Origin of the sequence: Pseudomonas sp. S10E 269, from assembly GCF_002798465.1 — a bacterium.
Taxonomy (GTDB): domain Bacteria; phylum Pseudomonadota; class Gammaproteobacteria; order Pseudomonadales; family Pseudomonadaceae; genus Aquipseudomonas; species Aquipseudomonas pergaminensis.
In genome coordinates this window covers 738,275-755,723 of the sequence record NZ_PHIJ01000001.1, presented here as the reverse complement: position 1 = coordinate 755,723, position 17,449 = coordinate 738,275, and the positions used below count along the sequence as shown (strand labels likewise).

Below are 17,449 nucleotides of genomic sequence, written 5' to 3'. Positions count from 1 at the left end.
CCGGCTGTTTTGCAAACCGGCGATTATAAGCCCCAATGACCGTTTCCCGTCATGTTAAAACAGCGCGGGGCCAAGTCAGTCGTCGCGGGAACCGCCAAACGCGGCGCAACCCCGTTGCACCTGGCCGTTGACGCGCAACTCGGCGGTCATGTGCTGCAGGCTGCCGCTGACCGGGTCGACGCAACGCTGCGGGGCCACCCAGAGTTCGACATGCTGGTTGTTGGCTTCGGTCATCAGGTTGAAGCGACCGTCACCGATCTGTTCTTCCACATACGGCACCGCCAGCGGTGGCTGGCCTTCGCGCTCCAGCACCATGCCCTTGGCCGTGACGTTCATCGCCCAGGCCGGCTTGTGGCCGTTGGCGCGCAGGATCATGCGCTTGAAGTCCGGGTCGTCGCAGGCCGAGGTCGAGCGTTCGACACGATAGAGTTGCTGCAGGTCCACGCTGCCCTGGGTGCCCGTGGCAACCCCAGAGAACTGGCCGCGCAGGTCGGCGAACAGCGCGCCTTGCTGGCCGGCCAGGGAGGCCGCCTCCTGCAGGATGCTGGTGCCGCCGGTGTCGTTGACCACGTAGTTGCGTTTGTCATTGCACGGTTGGAACAGCAGTTTGCCACCGACCGCCGTGAGTTCGCCCTGCATGCGGGTCAGCCCGGCGAGAGACGGCTTGGCCGGCTCGCTTTCGAACATCTGGCAGGCGGCGAACAGGGGGAGCAAGGCAAACAAAGCAAGGGTATGGGCGGCACGCATTATCGGTCTCCAGACAAGTGCCGCCACGTTACGCAGGCCGGCGCTGCATCACAACCCCGCTCGCCAGCTTCAGTCTATTCTGACAGCCCAACCTGTTCAGCCAACGATAAACGTCTGACCGGTTTGCAGGCCTTCCACGCTTTTGGCGTAGGCCAACGCCACGTCGGCGCCGGGAGCCGGTTTGTAGCCGCGGAAGTAGGGTGCATAGCTGTCCATGGCTTCCAACAGGACAGTCGGGCTCACGGCGTTGACGCGCAGCCCGCGTGGCAATTCGATCGCCGCCGCTTTCACAAAGGCGTCAATGGCGCCGTTGACCAGCGCAGCCGAGGCGCCGGTGCGGATCGGGTCGCGGTTCAGAATGCCGCTGGTGAAGGTAAACGAGGCGCCATCGTTGGCGTAGTCGCGGCCGATCAACAGCAGGTTGACCTGGCCCATCAGCTTGTCGCGCAGGCCCAGTTCGAAGTCGGATTCGTTCATTTCCGGCAAGGCCACGAAGTTGACGCTGCCCGCTGCGCAGATCAGCGCATCGAACCTGCCGGTTTGTTCGAACAGTTTGCGGATCGATGCGCTGTCGCTGATATCCACCTGGAAGTCGCCGCCGTTGCGGCCGATGCTGATCACGTCGTGACGCTGAGCCAGTTCCGCCTTGACCGCCGAGCCAACGGTGCCGCTGGCGCCAATCAATAGGATTTTCATGGTGCTGTTCCTCCAGGGGTAAGTGAGGGTTCAGTCTAGAGTGGCTTTTCCGATGGATAAACGCGCTAATAGGCAACCTCTGGTTTTCAAATGGAAACAATCCATGAGCGAGATGGATGACTTGGCGGCGTTTGCCGTGCTGATCGACGCTGGCAGTTTCACCGTGGCTGCCGAGCAACTGGGCTGCAGCAAAGGGCAGTTGTCCAAGCGTATCAGCCAGTTGGAGGCGCGGTTTGCCGTGGTGTTGCTGCACCGCACCACGCGCAAACTCAGCCTGACCGCCGCGGGTGCGGCGTTGCTGCCCCAGGCCCAGGCATTGGTGGTGCAGGTGGATCGCGCCCGTCAGGCATTGGCCCGGCTCAAGGATGATCTGGCAGGGCCGGTGCGCATGACCGTTCCGGTGTCGCTGGGCGAAACCTTCTTCGACGGCTTACTGCTGGAGTTTTCCAAGCAATATCCCCAGGTGCAGATCGAACTGGAGCTTAACAACAGCTACCGGGACCTGGCGCGGGACGGGTTTGACCTGGGGGTGCGCTTAGGCGCGATCGAAAACGAGCGTCTGGTGGCCAAGCCGTTGCTGGCCTGGCATGAGATGACCTGCGCCAGCCCGGCTTACCTTGAGCAGCATGGCGAACCCCAGACGCCGGCCGACCTGGCCGGGCATACCTGTTTGCTTAACAGCCACTACAGTGGCCGCGAGGAGTGGCTGTACCACCAGCAGCATGAATTGCTGCGGGTGCGGGTCAGCGGCACGTTCGCCTCCAACCACTACAACCTGTTGAAAAAGGCCGCGTTGGTGGGCGCCGGTATCGCGCGCCTGCCGTCCTACGTGCTGCCGGCGGAATTGGCTGACGGCCGTTTGCGCTGGCTCCTGCGTGACTATCAGACGCGGAGCATGCCGATGTACCTGGTGCATCCCTATCAGGGCGGCCTGCCGCGTCGCACCCAGGTGTTGGCCGACTATTTGGTGGATTGGTTCAAGCGCAGCGGCGAGGCACTCGACCGGCTCTAGGCGTAGCGGCGGGCAATCAGGTGATCGATGGACAGGCGTCCTGGCCCTTTGGCCACCAGCAGCAACAGCAGCGCAATCCAGGTGCCATGGGTCGGGTAGGCGTCCGGGTAGACGAACAGCTGAATCACCAGGGTCATGCCGATCAGGGCCAAGGCCGAAAAGCGCGTGGCGAAGCCCACGAGGATCAGCACCGGGAAAAAATGTTCGGCAAACGCAGCCATATGCGCCGCCACTTCCGGCGACAACAACGGCACGTGGTACTCGCTGCGAAACAGCGGCAATGTCGAGGCTGCCAGTTTCGGTTCGCCGAATTGGAAGGTGCCGCTGATCAAATCAACGGCAAAGCCTTCAACTTTGGTTTGCCCGGATTTCCAGAACACGGCGGCAATGGAAAAGCGCGCGACAAAGGCGATCAGGCTGTAGGGGATTTGTTCGAAAAGCGCGATGAGCCGTTTGATCAGGCACGAGGGGCGAGTGTTCATGGCGATACCTTTTGTTCCAGGTGCAAATGAGTGAGGGTGTTGTGGCTGATCAGCAGCGTCAGGCATTGGTGCAGGTCAAATTCGGCGGATGCTTCCAGCGCATGCTCCACGGCGGTTCCCAATGTGTTGCCATGCGCCAGGCTGTTGATGAACGCCACCGAGCCAGGGTCGATGGCAAATACCTTGACCTCCAGCCCCTGGCGCAGCACCAGCGCCCCCTGGGGATGCCAGGGGTTCAGGGTGGCCAGGCCGCCCTCGGTCTGGTGCGCAGCCCACACTGCCACCACCGCGTAGGGTGAATTGAGCGTGGCCAGCGACGGATGCAGGTGCAGGCGCAGGGTCCCCAGGTCGGCTTGACCCTGCAGCGCCAGGAGCACGGCCTGCTGATCCAGTGCCTGGCAATCGGCGGCGTGATAGGCACGGACGCGCAAGCGCTCCAGCCGGGCGATGTCCGCCAGGTAGGGCACGCTTTGCGCGGGTTCAAAGCCTTGGATGAACTCGGCGAGTGCGCCGCCGTACTCACTCATCACCGGGCTGATAGGCGGGTGCGCCTGCACATACAGGCTCGCCATGGCGCGGAAAAACGCCTCGCCCACCAGTTGCAGTGTGACCGGGTAAGCCGCCGCCAATGCGTTGATCAACGAGCTGTGCACATTGTTGCGATACACCGCGAAACGGCTGGCCGGGTCGGCACCATTGCTGCTGAACAGGCCATCGGGGCAGGCTTGTTCCGGTGTCAGCAAGGCTGCAGAGAAGTCGTCGTGAAGGCTCATGGGCTTACCTGCGCCAGATGCCTTTCGGCCTGTTGAGCCTCGGCCAGCAGTACGCTGAATGCCGGCAGTTGGTTGTCACGTTCGATCAGGGTTGGCATCGGGCCGACTTGAGCCAGTACTTTTTCGTACAGCTGCCACACGGCGTTATCAATCGGCGCACCGTGGTCGTCGATCAGCAAGCGATCACCGAGGTTGTCAGTGTCTTCAGCAAATCCAGCCAGGTGAATCTCACCGACGGCGTGCAACGGCAGGCCTTCGAGGTAGGACGCTGGATCGCGCTGATGGTTGATGCAGGACACGTAGACGTTGTTCACGTCCAACAACAAGCCGCAGCCGGTACGACGGATGATTTCGCTGATGAAGTCCGTCTCGTCCAGGGTGGAGCGTTGGAATTGCAGGTAGGTCGACGGATTCTCCAACAGCATCGGCCGCTTGAGGGTGCTCTGTACCTGGTCGATGTGTTCGCACACCCGTTGCAGGGTGGCGCTGTCATAGGCCAGGGGCAGCAGGTCATTGAGGAACACCGGGCCGTGGCTCGACCAGGCCAGGTGTTCGGAAAAAGAGTGGGGTTGATAGCGTTCGATCAGCGTGACCAACCGCGCCAGGTGCTCCGTATCCAGCCGGCCTTCGCCGCCGATGGACAGGCCCACGCCGTGCAATGACAGCGGGTACTGTTCGCGGATCAACCCCAGGTAATGATGAAACGGGCCGCCGGCCACCATGTAGTTTTCGGCGTGCACTTCAAAAAAACCGATAGCGGGCGAGGTCTCGAGCACTTCAACGAAGTGCTCATGCTTGAGCCCCAGCCCGACCCGGCGCGGGAGGCCGGGCGCCTGAGCCTGGGAGATGGCTTGCAGGGATGAAAGAGTCATCATCAGTACTCAGGTTTTGCGAGGGATCAGGACTTGGCGGTGAAGGCAGCTTCCTGGCCGAAGCCGGTCGGCGAGGTGGAGCTTGGGGTCTTGAGGCAGGTGCCGGCGGGGACCAGTTTCCAGGCGTTGGCCTGGTCTTTGGTTTTCGAGGTACCGGCGCACGAAGTGCCGGCGCCCGCGGCGCAATCGTTCTTGCCGGCTTCGGCGACGCCGAAGCATTTCTGCATGTCGTCGGCAGCGTGGGCGGTGGTGGTCAGGGCGGACAGGCTCAAGGCGGAACCAAGGGCCAGGACGAGGGTAGCGGCGGACAGTTTGGTAGTCATGGTGCATCTCCAGCAGTGGGTTGAGTTGGCGGGCTTGAATGCCTGCTTGTACCACTAGAGAGGGGGGGATGGAATTCGTTACACCGGCTTCAAAAAAATTAAAAATTTCGCTTCACGCAAAACAAATGTGGGAGCGGGCTTGCTCGCGAATACGGTATGTCAGTCACTGCATCGTTGACTGATCCACCGCATTCGCGAGCAAGCCCGCTCCCACATTGTTCAAGCCGGTTCCTTCAGCAATAGAACCTTAGCCGCCCAGATATGCCTCACGCACCTTCGGATCGGTCAGCAACTGTTCGCCAGTTCCTTGCATCACGACCCGGCCGTTTTCCAGCACATAGGCGCGGTCAGCAATCTTCAAGGCCTGGTTGGCGTTCTGCTCAACGAGGAACACCGTCACACCGTCCTTGCGCAGCTGTTCGATGATGTCGAAGATCTGCTGGATGATGATCGGCGCCAGGCCCAGTGAAGGTTCGTCCAGCAGCAACAGCTTGGGTTTGCTCATCAGCGCACGACCGATGGCGAGCATTTGCTGCTCGCCGCCGGACATGGTGCCGCCGCGCTGGCTGAAGCGTTCCTTGAGCCTAGGGAACAGGTGCAACACCTTGTCCATCTGCTCCTGGTAGTCGCCCTTGTCGGTGAAGAACCCGCCCATGGCCAGGTTCTCTTCCACGGTCAGCCGTGAGAACACACGACGGCCTTCCGGCACCACCGCGATGCTCTTGCGCATGATCTGCGACGACTGCTGGCCCACCAGTTCTTCACCCATGTAGCGGATGCTGCCGCTGTGGGCCTGCGGCGAACCGCACAGGGTCATCAGTAAGGTCGATTTGCCGGCACCGTTGGCGCCGATCAGCGTGACGATCTCACCCTGGCGCACTTCCACGTTGACGCTGTGCAGGGCCTGGATCTTGCCGTAGAAAGTGGAAACGTTTTCGAATTGCAGCATTTTACGCTTCCCCCAAATAGGCTTTGATCACTTCAGGATTGTCGCGGATCTGCTCCGGCGTCCCGTCGGCCAAAGGCGTGCCCTGGTTGATCACCACGATGTGATCGGAAATGCTCATGACCAATTTCATGTCGTGTTCGATCAACAACACCGTGGCGTTGTTTTCTTCACGCAACACGCTGATCAGCGCCTTGAGGTCTTCGGTTTCCTTGGGGTTCAGGCCGGCGGCCGGCTCGTCGAGCATGAGGATCCGCGGGCGGGTCATCATGCAGCGGGCGATTTCCAGGCGACGTTGCTGACCATACGCCAGGGTGCCGGCAGGGCGGTTGGCAAACTCGGTGAGGTTGACCTTGTCCAGCCAGTACGCCGCGTACTCCATGGCCTCGCGCTCGCTTTTGCGGAACGCGGGGGTCTTGAACAGGCCGGCGAAGAAGTTGGTGTTCAAGTGACGGTGCTGGGCGATCAGCAGGTTCTCGACCGCCGTCATGTCCTTGAACAGCCGCACGTTCTGGAAGGTCCGCACCACGCCCTTGCGGGCGATCTCGTGACCGGCCAGGCCCTGGATCGGCTGGCCGTCCAGCAGGATGCTGCCACCGCTCGGCTTGTAGAAACCGGTGAGGCAGTTAAATACGGTGGTCTTGCCGGCGCCGTTGGGGCCGATCAGCGCAACCACCTGTTTTTCTTTCACGGTCAGGGCCACGCCGTTGACCGCCAGCAAGCCGCCAAAGCGCATGCTCAAGTTTTCGACTTTCAGGATCTCGCGGCTCATTTGCGCAGCTCCATGTGTGGACGTTGCATGGGCAGCAGGCCTTGCGGGCGCCAGATCATCATCAGCACCATCATGGCGCCGAACATCAACATGCGGTATTCGCTGAACTCACGCATCATTTCCGGCAGCAGGATCATCACGATCGCGGCCAGGATCACGCCCAGTTGCGAGCCCATGCCACCCAATACGACGATGGCGAGGATGATCGCCGACTCGATGAAGGTGAACGACTCGGGGGTCACCAGGCCTTGGCGCGCGGCGAAGAAGCTGCCGGCGAAACCGGCGAACGCAGCACCCAGGGTAAAGGCGGAGAGCTTGATGATGGTCGGGTTCAGGCCCAGTGCGCGGCAGGCGATCTCATCTTCGCGCAGCGCTTCCCACGCGCGGCCGATGGGCATGCGCAGCAGGCGGTTGATCACGAACAGAGCCGCCAGTGCCAGCAGCAGCGCCACCAGGTACAGGAACACCACTTTGCTCACCGGGTTGTAGTCGATCCCGAAGTATTCGTGGAACGTCTGCATGCCCTCGGCGGCGGTGCGGTCGAACGACAGGCCGAAGAACGTCGGCTTGGGGATGCTGCTGATGCCGTTGGGGCCGCCGGTGATATCGGTGAGGTTGCGCAGGAACAGACGGATGATTTCACCGAAGCCCAGGGTCACGATCGCCAGGTAGTCACCGCGCAGGCGCAGCACCGGGAAGCCCAGCAAGAAGCCGAACGTGGCCGCCGCCATACCCGCCAGTGGCAGGCAGATCCAGAAGCTCCAACCCAGGTAATGCGAGAGCAGTGCGTAGGTGTAGGCACCCACGGCGTAGAAGCCCACGTAACCCAGGTCGAGCAGGCCGGCCAGGCCGACCACGATGTTCAGGCCCAGGCCCAGCAACACGTAGATCAGGATCAGGGTGGCGATGTCGACCGCGCCGCGCGAGCCGAAGAACGGCCAGATCAATGCGGCGATGATCAGGGCAATGATGATGTAGCGCTGGGTGCGTGGCAGGGTCAGGAATTGGCTGACCTTTGGCGACACCAACGGCCCACGATTGCCCTTGAACAGGGCACCGACCTGCTGGGTGAACAGCACGCGCAGGAACATCAGCACCGAGCACAGGGCGATGATGGTCAGGGTCACGGGACCGGTGCCATGCACTTCCAGGTTGATGCCGACAATGCTCAGCTTGAGGCCGAGTACGGGGAACGCAACCGCCCAAACCAACAGCGCGCTGAAAAACGCCGATTTAAGATATCTGCTCATACTTTCTCAACCTCCGGACGGCCCAGGATGCCGGTCGGACGGAACAACAGCACCAGAACCAACAGGCCGAACGCCACGACGTCCTTGTACTGGTCGCCGAAGATATCGGCACCAAAGGCTTCAGCCACACCCAGCACCAGGCCACCGAGCATGGCGCCCGGGATACTGCCGATGCCGCCCAATACCGCCGCGGTAAAAGCCTTGAGGCCCACCAGGAACCCGGCGTTGGGGTTGATCACGCCGTACTGCATGCTCAGCAGCACCGCCGCGACGGCTGCCAGTGCGGCGCCGATTACGAAGGTCAGGGCGATGATGTTGTTGGTGTTGATGCCCAGCAGGTTGGCCATCTTGATGTCTTCGGCGCAGGCCCGGCAGGCGCGCCCCAGACGGGAGCGGGAGATGAACAGGGTCAGGCCCAGCATCGCCACCAGGGTGACGACGAAAACCAGGATCTGCATGTAGGAAATCAGGACCTCTTCCGCACCGCCCGGGCCAAAGGAGAAGCTCCCCGGGATCAGGTTGGGGATGGATTTATCCTTGGAGTCCTGGGACAGCAATACGGTGTTCTGCAGGAAAATCGACATGCCGATCGCGGAAATCAGCGGGATCAAACGGTTGCTGCCACGCAAGGGACGGTAGGCAACCCGCTCGATACTGTAGCCATAGGCACTGGTCACGACGATCGACGCAAGGAACGCAGCGGTCATCAACAGCGGCAGGGAGTGGATACCCATCATGGCCAACCCGGCAAGGGCGATAAAGGCCACGTAGGAACCAATCATGTACACCTCGCCATGGGCGAAGTTAATCATTCCAATGATGCCGTAGACCATTGTGTAGCCAATGGCTATCAAGGCATAGGTGCTGCCAATGGTCAGGCCATTAACCAGCTGTTGGAAAAAATGATAGATCTCAGGCATTACAACGCTCCTAAAAACCCGATACGCATTTCACTGGTGGAGTCATGTTCCGGCCCTGTGCTGTGTTCTATGAGCACATTTGCACAAAGCGTTTGCCAGCGAACCGCTGGTGACGGTTTTAAGATTTTCAGGTGAGCCAGCGCCCGGATCGCGGGTGTCAGGCCCATAAACCTCGTAAAACAAAGCCCACTGCTCTCACAGTGGGCTTGTTGGACCAGTAACGCCTGGCTTACTGAGGGGAAACTTCGGTTTTTGGTTTACCGAAGTGCCATTCGTAGACCACAAATTTGAAGTCCTTCAGGTCGCCCTTGGCGTCGAAGCTCAGGTCGCCGGTAGGGGTCTTGAAGGTGCCCGCGTGGATGGCGGCTGCCACTTTGGCGGTGTCTTCGCTCTTCGCAGCGGTAATACCGCCGGCGATCACTTCAATGGCCGAGTAGGCTGGGAACACGAACGGACCGGTCGGGTCCTGTTTGTTCTTGGCGAACTCTTCAACGATGGCTTTGTTGGCCGGGTCGGTGTCGAAGGATTTAGGCAGGGTCACCAGCAGGCCTTCGGAAGCGCCCTGGGCGATTTGCGAGATGGAGTCGTTGCCGACGCCCTCTGGGCCCATGAACTTGGCGTTCAGGCCTTTTTCCTTGGCTTGGCGCAGGATCAGGCCCAGCTCAGGGTGGTAGCCGCCGTAGTAGACGAAGTCGACGTTGGCTTGCTTGAGCTTCTGGATGATCGAGGAGAAGTCTTTGTCACCGGCGTTCAGGCCTTCGAAGACGGCAACCTTGGTGCCTTTTTTCTCGAGGGTCTGTTTAACGGCGGTCGCGATGCCTTCACCGTACTGCTGTTTGTCGTGCAGTACAGCGACGATTTTCGGCTTCACGTGGTCGGCGATGTAGTTGCCGGCTGCCGGGCCTTGGGCGCTGTCCAGGCCGATGGTGCGGAAGATCAGCTTGTAGCCACGTGCGGTGATTTCCGGGCTGGTGGCAGCCGGGGTAATCATGATCACGCCTTCGTCTTCATAGATGTCGGAGGCGGGTTGAGTGGAGCTGGAGCACAGGTGGCCGACCACGAACTTGACGCCGTCGTTGACCACTTTGTTGGCGACGGCAACGGCTTGTTTAGGATCGCAAGCGTCGTCGTATTCCTTGGCTTCAAGCATTTTGCCGTCGACGCCGCCCTTGGCGTTGATGTCGGCGATGGCTTGCTTGGCACCCATGAATTGCATGTCGCCGTATTGCGTCACGGGACCGGTCTTCGGGCCTGCGATGCCGATCTTGATGGTGTCGGCTGCGAACGAATGGCCGGCAACCCCAGCCAGGACCATAGCGGCAAACAGTTTGGAAATCTGCTTAGTAGCCTTATTCATAGTGCTCCACTCTTACTGTTGTATTTTTTATAGTTCTAGCGGCCTTGTGAGCTGCAGAACCGGATCAGATATCTCGGATATCCCCCCGGCAGTGCCCTGGCAACTGTACCGGTACAGTGTAGAGCGCCGGTTGATCGCTTGAAAAGCTGGCTGCTGGGGGCAAAACCCGGGTGTGTCGCTTAAATGAAAGAAAAAGACAGAATTGCGGCGGGGTGATGCCAGAGTTTCGGGCAATCCTTGGCTTTCCTGACACTTTCAATCGATGACTCATTTGCAACTGGGTTTTTCCGCAGGGGACACGACGTTATGATTGCGCCGATTTTTCCCCAAGGTGAACTCCCATGACGCAAGAACCTAGCACCCTCTATGCCAAGCTGCTCGGTGAAACCGCCGAAATTTCCTGGAAGGAGCTTGAGCCGTTCTTTGCCAAGGGTGCCCTATTGTGGGTCGACGCTGGCCTGGATTTGATCGAAGCGGCCGAAGGCATGGCCGAGGACAACCGCGACAAAGTCGCTGCCTGGCTGGCCGCAGGTAGCCTTGGCGAAGTGTCTGCGACGCGGGCGCTGGACCTGGTGGAGCGCGATCCGAGCTTGTGGGCGGTGGTGGTTTCGCCGTGGATCCTGATCCAGGAAAGGGCGTTTCCGACGAGCTGAGCACTAAAAAGGTGCGCGATTTTGTGCTTGGAAAGTGTGTAGCGGAGTAACCGCTGGCGCCGTGATGGCATCTTGCCGTGAAGAAAGGTCACAGCTCAGGGTGACGCGCACGTCATGGGAACAGTTTTTCCACGCCTGAATGGGCGGGAGAATTGTTTCCCATTGTTTAAAAAACCGGGTGATTGTCAGGTCGGGACAGTAGGAAGCGCTGAAATTCCGGTAAAGTGCGCAGCCTGTTATCTGGAGCCCCTCATGCCGTCAGCGCTGCCTCCTTCAGCAAAACCCTCGCACCAGTTGCTTTACCTTATCTACGGTAAACAAGATGTTTACCGGCGCGAAGCCAAATTCAGCATGCTCACTGCCCTGGCGCAGCTCAAGCCGGGCGAGTCGCTGTGCATCCGGGTCATGACCGATCGTCCCCAGGATTTTATCGGCTGGCCGGTGGAAACCGTAGCGCTGGATGACGCGACCTTGACCCAATGGCAGGGTGAAAACGGCTACCTCCACCGGCGCAAAGCCTGTGCAATTGCCCAAGGGTTGAAGCTGGCGGACAAAACGCTGTTCGTCGACACCGACACGCTGTTCCTCAAGTCCCCTCACCGCGTGTTTGAACTCATCAAGCCTGGCCAGTATGTGATGGACGAGTTCGAGTACGACTGGAGCTACGTCTGCAAGCGCCCGGACTACCTCAAGCTGGGCACGCACCTGCATGCCCAGGGTGTGTCTGCCAGCAACAGCTTCAAGCTCTACAACAGTGGCCTTTGCGGTATCCGTGATACCGACATGCCGATGCTTGAAGCCTCGATCCGCTTGATCGATGAATGGACCCAGGATTCATTCGATATTCACACCATCGAGCAGGTCGCGATTTCCTTTGCGATGCGCGGCCAGACGGTGCGCGAGTCGAGGAAATTCGTTCATCACTATTACGCCGACAAGCGCTTTTTCCACGCCATGCACGCGCACTTTTTCAGCCTTCACGGTGAAACCTTCAGCCCCGAACTGGTTGCGCGTTGCCTGGACGTACCGCAGTTCAAGCCAGTGCCGTCAGCCTGGCAGCGGCTGCGCATCAAATGGAAATTGCGCAATCAGCGCAAACACGTGAAAAGGGTGGGGCGCGACCTGCTCTACGGCAGTGCTGCGCCTGAGCATCCCTATTACGACGTGTGTCGACAGGGCTGGTGGGAGTCGGCATCGCGTGAAATGCGCGATTGGGATGAGGCTGAGCAACGGCAGTTCTTCGGCGCCCACAACGCTGGATGGCCGAAGCAATTGCCCCGGCCTGCAAAGTCCGCAGACGAGCGAGCCATTGTCGACTACCTGCGGCAACGCCGGGCCCAGTGAAACTGCGACGGCGCTCAATGGCGCCGTCGCAAGGCATTAGCCGGTCTTGCCGGTATGGTTGTTCAGCGAGATCACCTTGGTCTTGCCGATGCGATGACGGTAAATCTCACGCAGGTACTTGATCGCCTTTTTCACGCAATCCCGTGACAGGCGAATGTCATTGATCGACACAAACTTCTCTTTGTCGTTGATCAACTCGCGGTACTTCTTCTCATACATCGGCTTGATCGCGTACCAGTTGGTATCAAGGATCTTCGCCGGGTTCTCGAATTCGTTGAGCAACTCGTCGATACGGTCTTCGTCAAAGTCCTCATGGATGATGAAGTCCAGGATCGAGTTGTCCAGGGTGTCATCGAAGCGGTACGGGTTGCGCGCAAAGCAGCGTTTGATAAAGGCCACGATTAACGTGAGGAAGTCATCCGACAGGCACGGGCTTTTCGCGATCAGGGTGGTCAGCGACAGGTTGGCCGAGGCGCCGATCACCAGGGCGTAGCGCTTGAGGGTGGTGTTGGGGAACAGGCTGTTGAGGTGGGTCTTGAGCCGGTTCAGGTCCATGTAGGACAGCTTGTAGTCCTTGGGCAACGACACGATCGACACCACCGACGAGCAGTTCTTGAAGAAGTGCAGGTCATGCAGCGCGGCGGCGTCGTAGCCGGAGTTCTTGTACTGCTCCAGGGAGGCCTTGTAACGCTTGGATTCGATGGGCAGCAGGCTGATGCCTTCGATGGCCTGGGTGACCTTGTTGAAGTGCGGCAGGTCGATGGAGCGGAAGAACAGGTCGTCGATGTTCAGGCGCTGTGGCTCTTTTTCGAAGACCTTGAATTTGTCATTCGACGGTGCCGGCGTTTCCGGGACCACGGACTCGGCGTAGGCAATCGCCACCGGCCCGGCCAGGCTCATGAATAGGTCGTTGGCATCCAGGCGGATGGTTTCGCCGATGTCGATACCGGCGCGACGGAAGTAGTTTTGGTCGTAGTCAGTGGTCACGGCCTGGGCCGTGAGGATGTTGAAGATCTGCTGGGAAATGTACTGGTTGGCGTGTTTTTCCATGGCATTGACGTCAATGTTCTGGATATTGCCGTCATCGCTTTCTTCGGCGTAACGCATGATGTCGTTGGAGATCAGCATCATCGCGTTCCACGGCCGGATCCGCCCCTTCACGCTGGCTTCGCTGCTGTCTTCATTGGCGAAGTTGTATGAGAAATCCCATTCTTCCGACAGGTACTTGCACAGTAGCCGCCCGGCATTGATGTGCAGCGCCTCGGACATTTCGCTGCGGTGGTCGGAGATGTTCGGCAGCACGCAGATGCCGCTGGTGAAGATTGGCTCGAACACAAAGGCGTGGCCGCTCTTGCTGTCGTGCTCGTCAGCGGGTTTGGTGTCGAACGTCTTGTTCATGTACGAGTGCTGCTGGGCCAGGCCGAATTCCGAGGCCATGCCCGAACCGGTACCGCCACCGGCGCTGAAGATCGAGAAGTACAGGCGCGACTGGTTGGCCTTGATGCCGCAGGAGTCGATCAGGTACGAGTGGATCATCTTCCAGTCGGGGCTGGAAAAACGCTGGGTGTCTTTATTGAGAATGATCTTGGCCAGGTACTGGCCGAGGATCGGCGCGTTACCGGCGCCGCCGGCATGGACTTCCGACAGGTCCATGATTTTCATCTTGCTGTAGTCGCGCAGGAAACCGCTTTTCTCGCCCTTGCGCGAGAAACGGATGCGCCCGGCGATGTCTTTGTCCAGGTCGCCGAGCATCACCAGCGGTTCCACCAGGAACACCGGTTTACTGGCCTTACCGCTGCCCAGGCGCAGGTTGTTGCGGATCCACTGGGCGGGGCTGTAGCCCTTGTCTGGCGACTTGTCTTCGTTGCTGAATTCGTTCAGGTAGAACTTGCGCGCGTTGTACACCAGTTCCGCCACATCCAGCGCGATGTTCGAACCGCAACGGCCCAGGCCGATCAGGCACACAGAGGGAAATTCCTGCTCGTTGCGCGGATCGCTGTCACCTTCCAAATGAGGCGGGCGTGGGAACACCATGTCGCGCAGGCCGTCGAGGTTGTCGAGGATGCGGTCGGTATTGGTTTCGGTGAAGTACAGGTATTGCTGGGTGGCCAGCGGGCGGGCGGTGCTCAATGACTTTGAACCTGAGGGTTTGTCCGCAGGAGCTGGGAGCAACACGTCGGATACCACGGTGGCAGAATTATTTTTAGAAGTCATTGTGCGCCATGTGCCTGGGCGGATGGCTGAAAATATCAAATAGCCATCACGAAATGGGAGTTCGCGACTTTACAGTGCGTCCTTGTCCTGGGCGAGCGGGTTTAACCCTAGTGTTTTCGGGGAAAACCTGGCCGGACTCCGATGAATCGGCCGTTTGTCGGCGTTCTTTAGGCGAATGATGGCGAAATGCCAAAGATTCGGCGTCAGCGAATTGGCCTGACGATGGACGTGGAGCCACCGAGTGTGGGGGAGGGGGCTTTAGGTGCGCTGGTGTCCTTGTTGCCCGCCTGGCTGTGCGGGTAGAGCGGGTTGCGCGTGTTGACGCCTTGCATAACCCCGATGATGTCGCTCGCCGGTACCGCCGGGCTCAGCAGGTAACCCTGGACGTAATCGCAGCCATGTTTGAGCAGCAATTCGAATTGGGCCTGGGTTTCCACGCCTTCGGTGACCACCTGCAAGTGCAGGGTGTGGGCCATGCCGATAATCGCCTGGACGATCTCGATGTCGGCGGTGGATTTGGGAATGTCCTGGATAAATGAACGGTCGATCTTCAACGTGTTGAGTGGCAGGCGCTTGAGGTAGGCGAGGGACGAATAGCCGGTGCCGAAGTCGTCGATCGCCAGCGATACGCCCAGCGCACGGATTTGCCGCAGCAACGCCAGGGTGCTGCTGATATTGCCCATCAGCGCATTTTCAGTGACCTCCAGCTCCAGGCGATTGGCGCCGATCCCGCTGAAGCGCAGCGCATCTTCGATTTCATCCGCCAGCTCATCACGGGCCAGGTTCAGGGCCGAGCAGTTCACCGACATGGTCAGGTCGGTGTAGCCACGGTCAGACAGCAGGCTCAGGTCATGACAGGCTTGGCGCAATACCCAGTGGTCCAGTTCGGCGATCAGTCCGTTGCTTTCGGCGATGCCGATAAAGCGGTCCGGGGCCAGCAACCCATGCTGTGGGTGTTGCCAGCGCACCAGGGCTTCCAGCCGCGTGACCTTGCCCAGTTTCAGGTCAAAGATCGGTTGGTAGAACAAGACCAGTTGATTGCGCGTGCGCAGGGCGCCGCGTAATTCTTCTTCCAATTGCAGCTCAAGGAAGGCGCGGGTCTTCAGGTTGGAACTGAAGAAGTTCAGGCTGTTGCGCCCGGTATCCTTGGACTGGTACAGCGCCAGGTCGGCGGTTTTCAGCAGTTCTTCACAGGTCAGGCCGTCATCGGGGAACAGGCTGATGCCGATGCTGGTGGTCATCACCATGCGTCGGCCGGCCAGCTCGATGGGTTCTTTCATCTGCTGCATGATGCGTTGAGCTAGGTGCCGGGCTTCATCGCGGTGGTGGATGCTGATCAGGATGCAGAACTCATCGCCGCCAAACCGTGCCACCACATCGGCGTGGCTGCGCACCGAACCCTTGATATGCCCGGCCAGCACGGTGAGCAATTGGTCGCCGGCGTCATGCCCGAGGCTGTCGTTGATGCGCTTGAAGTGGTCGATATCGAGGAAGATCACCGCCATCATGCCGTGAGAGGCGGTTTTTTCGGCGAGTTTCTCCGCAAAGATCTGGTTGAAACCCCGGCGATTGAGCAGGCTGGTGAGGGCGTCGTAATGAGCGACCTGTTGCAATGAAGCGCGGGCCTGGTCGAGTTCGCTGAGCAGGGCATTGACCCGGCGCAGGTCGCGTTCCTTGTGTTGCAGCTTTTTGTCGGCCAGGGCGGCGCTGATGCTGCTGCCGATCACCAGCAGCGTGATGACCGCCACCGACAGCCCCAGCTGGATGGGGTTGTTGTCCACCGGCAACGAGAGGTCAGCGCCAGTGGGGACGATCAATTGCATGGCGGCCATGCCAGTAAAATGCATGCTCAGGATCCCCGCGCCCAGGACCAGGCTCGCGGCATACTTGAGTAATTGATGAAACACGCCTGAGCCGGTGCGCAGGTAACTCGACAGCAGCAATGCAGCCAGGCTGGCGCCCATGGCGATGCCCACCGAGGCCAGGAAGAGTCCCGAGTCGAAATACAACTGGGCCTGGGACCGCATGGCCGACATACCCACGTAGTGCATCAAGGCAATGCCGATCCCCATCCAGACTGACGCCAGCAAATACTGGTGAAAGCGCAAGGCAGAGTGACTGAGGGTTTGCATGGCGATCAGCGACGCGATCAAGGCGATCAGCAAGGACGCGAAGGTCATCAAGAGTTCGTAGTGAATCGTGATGGGCGCCTGGAAGGCCAGCATGCTGATGAAGTGGGTGGACCAGATTCCACCGGCCAGGCAGCCGGCACCCAGCCAGCGCCAGTGGCGACGCGCGGTAGGGTCCTCGACATGACCGACACGTTCAGCCATGTCCAGCGTGCCAAAGCCTGCCGCGCATGCAACCAGATACGCCAGCAGCACCAGGAAGGGGTTATGACTGCAATTGAGAAGTAGGTGCCCGCTCTCTGGAAGCGCGGTGAAAAAGTGAAGACCCAGCCATTCCATAGCATGTCCCGTCATAGTGTCACGTCACTGCACAAGGCGATGACCTATTACGACCAGTGTAGACGCGTAGGAGAATTCGCCAGTAAGTAATGGCACTTTGCTTTTCTACGATTTTGGCATGCCGTCCATAGCGTTTGGTGCTAAGCGCTGATAGGCAGTTCCAGCTCGAACGGTGGTTCCAGCGGCGCCAGGCCAAACGCTGCCCGCGCGGCATCGCAATCGACGTTTTGCACGCCCTGGTACCACGAGGACTCGAATTCGCGGCACACACTTGAGCGCTGTTCGTAGATCGTGCAGCGAGTGCCTTGGCCCACTTCACCCTCAAGGCTGCAGCAGCGCGCGGGTTTCTGGTCGGTGCCGATCATTGCCACGCGGGTGGGGTTGATCTGTACCACCAGGTCATCGGGCACCGTGCCCCCCGACGAGGCGCACTCTCCCCAGAAGAAAGACACACGGAAGTGTGAACAGCAGGCACCGCAATTCAGACACGGACTGGCTTCGGACATGGGCGTCATCGATAAGAAAAAGTAAGGGGGGATGCTACGGAAGGCTTGCCATTCTATCCGTGCCATGGCCGTTGGGAAGGGGGGCGCGCACTTATATTTTTGTAGGCAAAGTCC

17 protein-coding genes are annotated in these 17,449 nt (G+C 59.8%); 3 read left to right on the top strand and 14 right to left on the bottom strand.

All coding sequences use genetic code 11. The features are described from left to right. Positions 1-75: 75 nt before the first annotated feature. On the bottom strand, positions 76-747 hold the full coding sequence (locus tag CWC48_RS03660) for a COG3650 family protein (protein ID WP_099493761.1): 672 nt from the start codon (positions 745-747) through the stop codon (positions 76-78). A 96-nt stretch (positions 748-843) separates the two neighbouring features. Continuing rightward, entirely contained in the window at positions 844-1,443 is a 600-nt protein-coding gene (locus tag CWC48_RS03655; protein WP_099493762.1) for a short chain dehydrogenase, read from the bottom strand. Positions 1,444-1,546: 103 nt separating this feature from the next. Between CWC48_RS03655 and CWC48_RS03650 the strand changes: the two genes are divergently transcribed. Then, entirely contained in the window at positions 1,547-2,455 is a 909-nt protein-coding gene (locus CWC48_RS03650) for a LysR family transcriptional regulator (RefSeq protein WP_078047253.1), read from the top strand. Here the strand turns inward: CWC48_RS03650 and CWC48_RS03645 are convergent. The 9 genes from CWC48_RS03645 to CWC48_RS03605 all read right to left on the bottom strand — a co-directional run bounded on the left by CWC48_RS03645 (position 2,452) and on the right by CWC48_RS03605 (position 10,150). Beyond that, on the bottom strand, positions 2,452-2,937 hold the full coding sequence (locus CWC48_RS03645) for a DoxX family protein (protein ID WP_099493764.1): 486 nt from the start codon (positions 2,935-2,937) through the stop codon (positions 2,452-2,454). The genes CWC48_RS03650 and CWC48_RS03645 overlap by 4 nt on opposite strands. Next, complete coding sequence (locus tag CWC48_RS03640; RefSeq protein WP_078047255.1) at positions 2,934-3,710, bottom strand: DUF2063 domain-containing protein; 777 nt, start codon at positions 3,708-3,710, stop codon at positions 2,934-2,936. The genes CWC48_RS03645 and CWC48_RS03640 overlap by 4 nt, the downstream gene beginning before the upstream one ends. Next, positions 3,707-4,585, bottom strand: coding sequence for a DUF692 domain-containing protein (locus tag CWC48_RS03635; protein WP_100491353.1), 879 nt, complete (start codon positions 4,583-4,585; stop codon positions 3,707-3,709). Before CWC48_RS03635 ends, CWC48_RS03640 begins: the two co-directional genes overlap by 4 nt. A gap of 23 nt (positions 4,586-4,608) precedes the next feature. Further along, the gene (locus tag CWC48_RS03630; protein WP_012722651.1) at positions 4,609-4,905 is read right to left on the bottom strand and encodes a DUF2282 domain-containing protein; all 297 of its coding nucleotides are present in this window, start codon (positions 4,903-4,905) and stop codon (positions 4,609-4,611) included. A 247-nt stretch (positions 4,906-5,152) separates the two neighbouring features. Continuing rightward, positions 5,153-5,854 carry an ABC transporter ATP-binding protein gene (locus tag CWC48_RS03625; RefSeq protein WP_010212366.1) on the bottom strand — a complete coding sequence of 234 codons (702 nt, stop codon included), beginning with the start codon at positions 5,852-5,854 and terminating at the stop codon, positions 5,153-5,155. A gap of 1 nt (position 5,855) precedes the next feature. Continuing rightward, on the bottom strand, positions 5,856-6,623 hold the full coding sequence (gene livG, locus CWC48_RS03620) for a high-affinity branched-chain amino acid ABC transporter ATP-binding protein LivG (protein WP_005785832.1): 768 nt from the start codon (positions 6,621-6,623) through the stop codon (positions 5,856-5,858). Then, on the bottom strand, positions 6,620-7,873 hold the full coding sequence (locus tag CWC48_RS03615; protein ID WP_078047257.1) for a high-affinity branched-chain amino acid ABC transporter permease LivM: 1,254 nt from the start codon (positions 7,871-7,873) through the stop codon (positions 6,620-6,622). The genes livG and CWC48_RS03615 overlap by 4 nt, the downstream gene beginning before the upstream one ends. After that, complete coding sequence (gene livH / locus CWC48_RS03610) at positions 7,870-8,793, bottom strand: high-affinity branched-chain amino acid ABC transporter permease LivH (RefSeq protein ID WP_003172375.1); 924 nt, start codon at positions 8,791-8,793, stop codon at positions 7,870-7,872. The genes CWC48_RS03615 and livH overlap by 4 nt, the downstream gene beginning before the upstream one ends. Positions 8,794-9,022: 229 nt before the next feature. Beyond that, a complete protein-coding gene (locus tag CWC48_RS03605) occupies positions 9,023-10,150 on the bottom strand; it encodes a branched-chain amino acid ABC transporter substrate-binding protein (protein WP_028619258.1) in 1,128 nt (375 codons plus the stop codon). A gap of 341 nt (positions 10,151-10,491) precedes the next feature. On the opposite strand from CWC48_RS03605, the gene CWC48_RS03600 reads away from it, so the two are divergent. Both CWC48_RS03600 and CWC48_RS03595 read left to right on the top strand, forming a co-directional pair. After that, a complete protein-coding gene (locus tag CWC48_RS03600; RefSeq protein WP_078047258.1) occupies positions 10,492-10,803 on the top strand; it encodes a DUF2288 domain-containing protein in 312 nt (103 codons plus the stop codon). Between the two features lie 252 nt (positions 10,804-11,055). Continuing rightward, complete coding sequence (locus CWC48_RS03595) at positions 11,056-12,147, top strand: hypothetical protein (RefSeq protein ID WP_078047259.1); 1,092 nt, start codon at positions 11,056-11,058, stop codon at positions 12,145-12,147. A 36-nt stretch (positions 12,148-12,183) separates the two neighbouring features. On the opposite strand, the gene CWC48_RS03590 is transcribed toward CWC48_RS03595, so the two are convergent. The 3 genes from CWC48_RS03590 to CWC48_RS03580 all read right to left on the bottom strand — a co-directional run bounded on the left by CWC48_RS03590 (position 12,184) and on the right by CWC48_RS03580 (position 17,335). After that, a complete protein-coding gene (locus CWC48_RS03590; protein WP_078047260.1) occupies positions 12,184-14,361 on the bottom strand; it encodes a hypothetical protein in 2,178 nt (725 codons plus the stop codon). A gap of 203 nt (positions 14,362-14,564) precedes the next feature. Beyond that, positions 14,565-16,829 carry a bifunctional diguanylate cyclase/phosphodiesterase gene (locus CWC48_RS03585; protein WP_100491352.1) on the bottom strand — a complete coding sequence of 755 codons (2,265 nt, stop codon included), beginning with the start codon at positions 16,827-16,829 and terminating at the stop codon, positions 14,565-14,567. 140 nt (positions 16,830-16,969) lie between these two features. Further along, a complete protein-coding gene (locus CWC48_RS03580) occupies positions 16,970-17,335 on the bottom strand; it encodes a YkgJ family cysteine cluster protein (RefSeq protein ID WP_078047262.1) in 366 nt (121 codons plus the stop codon). Positions 17,336-17,449: the final 114 nt, after the last annotated feature.